This is a genomic window from Micromonospora sp. KC723 (assembly GCF_004348595.1).
In the GTDB taxonomy this organism is placed as follows: Bacteria; Actinomycetota; Actinomycetes; order Mycobacteriales; family Micromonosporaceae; genus Micromonospora.
Genome location: NZ_SMKD01000222.1, coordinates 1 through 5,707, shown reverse-complemented (window position 1 = coordinate 5,707; position 5,707 = coordinate 1). Strand labels below are relative to the sequence as shown.

Annotated in this window: 6 protein-coding genes; all 6 read left to right on the top strand. The window is 73.4% G+C overall.

All coding sequences use genetic code 11. From position 1 onward, the window contains the following. A partial coding sequence (gene infB, locus E1165_RS27630) for a translation initiation factor IF-2 (protein ID WP_132394635.1) occupies positions 1-2,769 on the top strand: 2,769 nt, incomplete at its 5' end. Positions 2,770-2,859: 90 nt separating this feature from the next. Beyond that, positions 2,860-3,153, top strand: coding sequence for a DUF503 domain-containing protein (locus tag E1165_RS27625; RefSeq protein WP_132394637.1), 294 nt, complete (start codon positions 2,860-2,862; stop codon positions 3,151-3,153). Between the two features lie 228 nt (positions 3,154-3,381). Next, positions 3,382-3,876 carry a 30S ribosome-binding factor RbfA gene (gene rbfA / locus E1165_RS27620; RefSeq protein ID WP_132394634.1) on the top strand — a complete coding sequence of 165 codons (495 nt, stop codon included), beginning with the start codon at positions 3,382-3,384 and terminating at the stop codon, positions 3,874-3,876. Beyond that, entirely contained in the window at positions 3,873-4,925 is a 1,053-nt protein-coding gene (locus E1165_RS27615; RefSeq protein WP_371687403.1) for a bifunctional oligoribonuclease/PAP phosphatase NrnA, read from the top strand. Before rbfA ends, E1165_RS27615 begins: the two co-directional genes overlap by 4 nt. A 141-nt stretch (positions 4,926-5,066) precedes the next feature. Then, positions 5,067-5,474, top strand: a complete 408-nt coding sequence (locus tag E1165_RS27610) for a hypothetical protein (RefSeq protein WP_132394633.1) — start codon at positions 5,067-5,069, stop codon at positions 5,472-5,474. Then, on the top strand, positions 5,474-5,683 hold the full coding sequence (locus E1165_RS27605; RefSeq protein WP_207917060.1) for a DUF6186 family protein: 210 nt from the start codon (positions 5,474-5,476) through the stop codon (positions 5,681-5,683). The genes E1165_RS27610 and E1165_RS27605 overlap by 1 nt, the downstream gene beginning before the upstream one ends. The last annotated feature ends 24 nt before the right edge of the window (positions 5,684-5,707 follow it).

Below are 5,707 nucleotides of genomic sequence, written 5' to 3'. Positions count from 1 at the left end.
CCCCGGGTCTCGGCCAAGCCGATGCCGCCCCGGCGGCCGGCCGCGCCGACCCCCGGGCCGAAGCCCAAGGGCCCGGTTCCCGGCCCGCCGCAGTCGGTGACCCCGGTCGCCAAGCCGGCGAGCGCTCACGACATCGAGGTGGCGGCCGCCGAGGCGCGCGCCGCCGCGCTGAAGGCTGAGCAGGAGGCCGCGGTCAAGGCCGCCCAGGCCGCCCGCCAGCAGCAGCGCGAGAACGTCCGGCGCGAGCCCCCGACCGAGGGTGGTCCGCGTCCCGGTCCGCGTCCGGGTCCGGGCGCGATGCCGCCCCGCCCGGGTTCCTCGGCCGCCGGTCGTCCGGGCGCCCCGGCCCCGGGCCCGAACGCCCGTCCGGGTGGCCGTCCGCCGGCGCGCGGCGCCGGCAACAACCCGTTCGGCATTCAGGGCGGCCAGCAGCGGCCCCCGGCCGCCGGTGCCGGCGGTCCCCGTCCCAGCCCGGCGGGCATGCCGCCGCGGCCCAGCCCGGCGTCCATGCCGCCGCGGCCCAGCCCGGCTTCGATGCCGAGCCAGCGGCCCACCACGGGTCGCCCCGGTGGCCCCGGCGCGGGCCGTCCCGGTGGCGGCGCCGGTCGCCCGGGTGGCGGCGGCGGCGGTGGCGGTGGCTTCCGTGGCGGTCCCGGCGGCGGCGGCGGTGGCGGTGGCTTCCGTGGCGGTCCCGGTGGTGGCGGCGGCGGTGGCGGTGGCTTCCGTGGCGGTCCCGGTGGCGGCGGCGGTGGTGGTGGCGCTCCGGGTGGCGGGTTCCGTCCGGGCGCTCCGGCCGGTGGCGGTGGTCGTCCCGGTGGTGGCGGCCGTGGCCGTGGCGGCGGCGCCGCGGGTGCCTTCGGGCGCCCGGGTGGTCGACCGACCCGTGGCCGCAAGTCCAAGAAGCAGCGCAGACAGGAGTTCGACAACCTGTCGGCTCCGACCATGAGCTCGGGTGCTCCCCGGGGTCAGGGTCAGGTCGTCCGGCTCTCCCGTGGGGCCTCGCTGTCGGACTTCGCCGACAAGATCAACGCCAACCCGGGTTCGCTGGTCCAGGAGATGTTCAACCTGGGCGAGATGGTCACCGCGACCCAGTCCTGCTCCGACGACACCCTGCTGCTGCTGGGTGAGCACCTCGGCTTCGACGTGCAGATCGTCAGCCCGGAGGACGAGGACCGCGAGCTGCTCGCGCAGTTCAACATCGACCTCGACGCCGAGGTCGCGGAGGACCGCCTGGTCAGCCGTGCGCCGGTGGTGACCGTCATGGGTCACGTCGACCACGGTAAGACCAAGCTGCTCGACGCGATCCGCAAGGCGAACGTGGTGGCCGGCGAGGCGGGTGGCATCACCCAGCACATCGGCGCCTACCAGGTCCACGTGCCGCACGAGGGCGAGGACCGCGCGGTGACCTTCATCGACACCCCGGGTCACGAGGCGTTCACCGCCATGCGTGCCCGTGGTGCCCAGGTCACCGACATCGTGGTGCTGGTCGTCGCGGCGGACGACGGCGTGATGCCGCAGACCATCGAGGCGCTCAACCACGCCAAGGCGGCCGACGTGCCGATCGTGGTCGCGGTCAACAAGGTCGACAAGCCGGAGGCCAACCCGGACAAGGTCCGCCAGCAGCTGACCGAGTACGGCCTGGTCGCCGAGGAGTACGGCGGCGAAACCATGTTCGTCAACGTGGCCGCGAAGCCGGGCATCGGCATCGACGACCTGCTCGAGGCGGTCCTGCTCACCGCCGACGCGTCGCTGGAGCTGACCGCTCCGATCGACGGGCCGGCGCAGGGTGTGGCCATCGAGGCGCACCTGGACAAGGGCCGTGGTGCGGTGGCGACCGTGCTGGTGCAGAAGGGCACCCTGCGGGCGGGCGACTCGATCGTCGCCGGTGGGGCGCACGGCCGGGTCCGGGCGATGCTCGACGAGAACGGCAACCAGGTCACCGAGGCCGGTCCGGCCCGTCCGGTCCTGGTGCTCGGTCTGACCGCGGTGCCGGGTGCGGGTGACACCTTCCTGGCCGCCGCCGACGACCGGACGGTGCGCCAGATCGCCGAGCAGCGGCAGGCACGGCGGCGGGCGGCGTCGTTCGCCAACTCCCGCGGTCGGGCCACCCTCGAGACGCTCATGGAGCAGCTCAAGGAGGGCGAGAAGACCTCGCTCAACCTGGTGCTCAAGGGCGACGTCTCCGGTTCCGTGGAGGCCCTCGAGGACGCGCTGTTCAACCTCGACATCCCGGAGGAGGTCCAGCTCAGGATCATCCACCGGGGCGTGGGCGCGATCACCGAGAGCGACGTCATGCTGGCGAGCGCCTCGTCCGAGGCGGTCACGATCATCGGCTTCAACGTGCGGGCCGCCAACAAGGTCCGCGAGATCGCCGACCGCGAAGGCGTGGAGATCCGGTACTACACCGTCATCTACCAGGCCATCGAGGAGATCGACGCCGCGCTCAAGGGTCTGCTCAAGCCGGAGTACGAGGAGGTCGAGCTGGGCAGCGCGGAGATCCGCGACGTCTTCCGCTCGTCCAAGGTCGGCAACATCTCCGGCTGCATCGTCCGGTCCGGCGTCATCCGCCGCAACGCGAAGGCGCGGCTGCTGCGGGACGGGGCGGTCGTGGCGGACAACCTCACGATCAGCTCCCTCAAGCGGTTCAAGGACGACGCGACGGAGGTCCGCGAGGGCTTCGAGTGTGGTCTGACGCTGGGCGGTTTCAACAACGTCCAGGTCGGCGACATCATCGAGACCTTCGAGATGCGGGAGAAGCCGCGCGCCTGATCCACGGGCTGACACAGTGATCAAGGGGTTTACGCCGCACCGGCGTAAACCCCTTGATCGCGTCAGGAGGTGACCGTAATGTCCGGGGCGATGTTCACCGGAACCGCGGTCTTCGACCTGCTGCTGCCGGGCGACTCCCGGTCGCTCAAGGCCAAGAGATCATACGTACGGCCGATCGTGGCGGCGCTGCGCCGCTTCGAGGTGTCGGCCGCCGAGGTGGGGGCGCTCGACCTGCACGGCCGGGCCGAGATCGGGGTGGCGGTGGTGGCCGCCGAGGCGTCGCACGTCCGCGAGGTGCTGGACTCCTGCGAGCGCCTGGTCGCCACCCGCCCCGAGGTGGAGCTCCTCTCGGTCCGCCGCCGCCTGCACGGCGGCGACGACTGAGCCGCCCACCGCCGGCCCGGCACGCCGGTCGGGAGCTACCTCCCCGACCCGCCGTGCGGGGTTGCGAGGCTCTTGATGACATGGCGGGGGGTCGGGGCGCGGCACCACCGACGGTGGTCGGCGGGAGCACGGGGCGCGCGGGTAGTGTTCGAGATGTTGGGCGGTCGGTCCCGGCGGCGTCCCGCGCCGCGGTCCGGCCGGGAGCAGGATGCCCTGGAGGTGGGGGAGATGACGGATCCGGCCAAGGTACGCCGGCACGCGGAGCGTATTCGCGAACTGGTCGCGTCGGTGGTGCGGAGCCAGATCAAGGACCCCCGGCTCGGAATGATCACCATCACCGACGCCCGGATCACCGCCGACCTGCGCGACGCCACGGTCTTCTACACCGTGCTCGGTGACGCGGCCGCCCAGGCGAGCACCGCCGCCGCGCTGGAGAGTGCCAAGGGCATGCTGCGCAGCACCGTGGGCAAGGCGCTCGGGCTGCGGCACTCGCCGACCCTGACCTTCGTCCTCGACGACGTCCAGGACCAGGTCAAGCACATCGACGACCTGCTCGCCCAGGCCCGCCACGCCGACGCCGAGGTGCAGCGGCTCGCCGCCAGCGCCCGGTACGCCGGCGACGCCCAGCCGTACCGGGTCGACGACGAGGACGCCGACGACGTTGACGTGGAGGGCGACGAGGACGAGGACGAGGACACCCCGTCCGCGGCGGACCGACGGTGACCGGCCCGGCCGGCGACCTGCTCCCCGGGCCGGCCCTCGCCGGGCCGACCGAGGCCGACTGGGCCGCCGCGGTCGCGGCGGTACGCCGGTTGCCCGCCGACGCGCGGGTGCTGCTCGTCTGCCATGTCAACCCGGACGGGGACGCGCTCGGCAGCATGCTCGGTTTCGGGCTCGGCCTGCGCCGGCTGGGCGTACGGCACCTTGAGGCCACCTTCCCCGGCCCGCCCGAGGTGCCCGAGCCGTTCCGTTGGCTGCCCGGGCTCGACCTGCTGGTGCCGGCCGCCGAGGCGTACCCCGACCCGGACCTGGTGGTGTGCTTCGACGCGGCCAGCGTGTCGCGGCTCGGTGAGCTGGCCGACCGGCTCGACACCGCCGGCGAGGCGCTGGTGCTGGATCACCACGCGTCGAACAGCGGCTTCGGCCGACTCCACCTGGTGGATCCTCGGGCGGCGGCGACCTCGGTCGTCGCCGAGGAACTGCTCGGCCGCCTCGACGTGCCGTTGGACGCGGAGATCGCGGCCTGCCTGTACGTCGCGCTGGCCACCGACACCGGCTCGTTCCGTTTCGACATGACCACCCCCGCCGTGCACCAGCTCGCAGCCCGGCTGCTGGCCACCGGCATCCGTCCGGGCGACATCTCCCGGCAGGTCTTCGACACCCGACCCTTCGGCGCGGTGCGGCTCTTCGGCGAGGTGCTCGGCCGGGCTGTCCTGGACCGCGCGGCGGCCGCCGGGCACGGCCTGGTCTGGACGTACGCGACCCTGGACGACCTGGCCCGGCACGACCAGCGGCCGTACGTGCTGGAGTCTCTGATCGACTCTGTCCGGTGCACGGCCGAGGCCGACGTGGCGTGCGTCGTCAAGCAGGTCGGGCCCGAGGAGTGGGCCGTCTCCCTGCGCAGCAAGGGCGCGGTCGATGTCAGCCGGGTCGCGATGGCGCTGGGCGGCGGCGGGCACCGGTTCGCCGCCGGGTTCACCGGCAGCGGTGACGCGCAGGAGGTGCTCGGGCGGATCCGGGCCGAGTTGGACGCCGCGCTGATCGTCTCCTGAGGCGGGCCGTCCCGGCGATCCGCTCGACCGCGTGTGGACCTGCGGATGGGGTCGGGTTCGAGGTCGTCCTGGCGGTCGGCTTCCTGATCTCCGGGGGGTGTCGGTCTTCCGGCAGTGCGTGGGCGCGGGCAGAATCGGAGGATGGAGCAGCCTCGCGACCTCACCGTCGAGGCGCCGCGCGCCTGGGACCGCCCGGTGGTCACCGTGCCGGTGCTGGTCTGTATCTCCCTGGTCGGTGGGCAACTGCCCTCCTTCTCGGCGCAGGCCAACCTCTGGATCCTGGGCACCGGTGGCACGCTGATCTGGCTGGGGCTGGGCAGCCGGGTGCCCCGGCGGCCGGTCCCGATCCGGCTGGGCCGGGGGGCCTTCTGGTGGGTGCTGCCGGTGGCCGTCTTCGGGGTGTTCGAGGGTGCCACGTTCGTCGTGTCGGCCGGTGACGAGTTCCCCACCTTCTCCCGGCTCGCCGACCCGTTACTGGAGGACGAACTGGTGCGTTCGGCGGTCTGGTTCGGCTGGCTGGCGGCGTTCTGGGGACTGGTGCGCCGATGATGCGGCTGGTCGCCATCGTCGGGTTCGCGACCGCGCTGGTGCTCTTCGCCGTGGTCGAGTGGGCGGCCCGCCGCCCCGATTCGCGGGTGCCGTCACTCGCGGACGTCTGCGCCTACGTGATGCGGTACGAGGTCGGACCGGTTCCGGTGGGCCGGATCGGGGTGTTCGGCTTCTGGTGGTGGCTGGGCTGGCACTTCCTGGCCCGCTGACCCGCGACACCTCCGCACCCGCCC

Bases quoted from the DNA above. Each gene is read 5' to 3' on its own strand.
- rbfA (WP_132394634.1), top strand. From the start codon at position 3,382: ATGACGGATCCGGCCAAGGTACGCCGGCACGCGGAGCGTATTCGCGAA.
- E1165_RS27610 (WP_132394633.1), top strand. From the start codon at position 5,067: ATGGAGCAGCCTCGCGACCTCACCGTCGAGGCGCCGCGCGCCTGGGAC.
- E1165_RS27605 (WP_207917060.1), top strand. From the start codon at position 5,474: ATGCGGCTGGTCGCCATCGTCGGGTTCGCGACCGCGCTGGTGCTCTTC.
- E1165_RS27625 (WP_132394637.1), top strand. From the start codon at position 2,860: ATGTTCACCGGAACCGCGGTCTTCGACCTGCTGCTGCCGGGCGACTCC.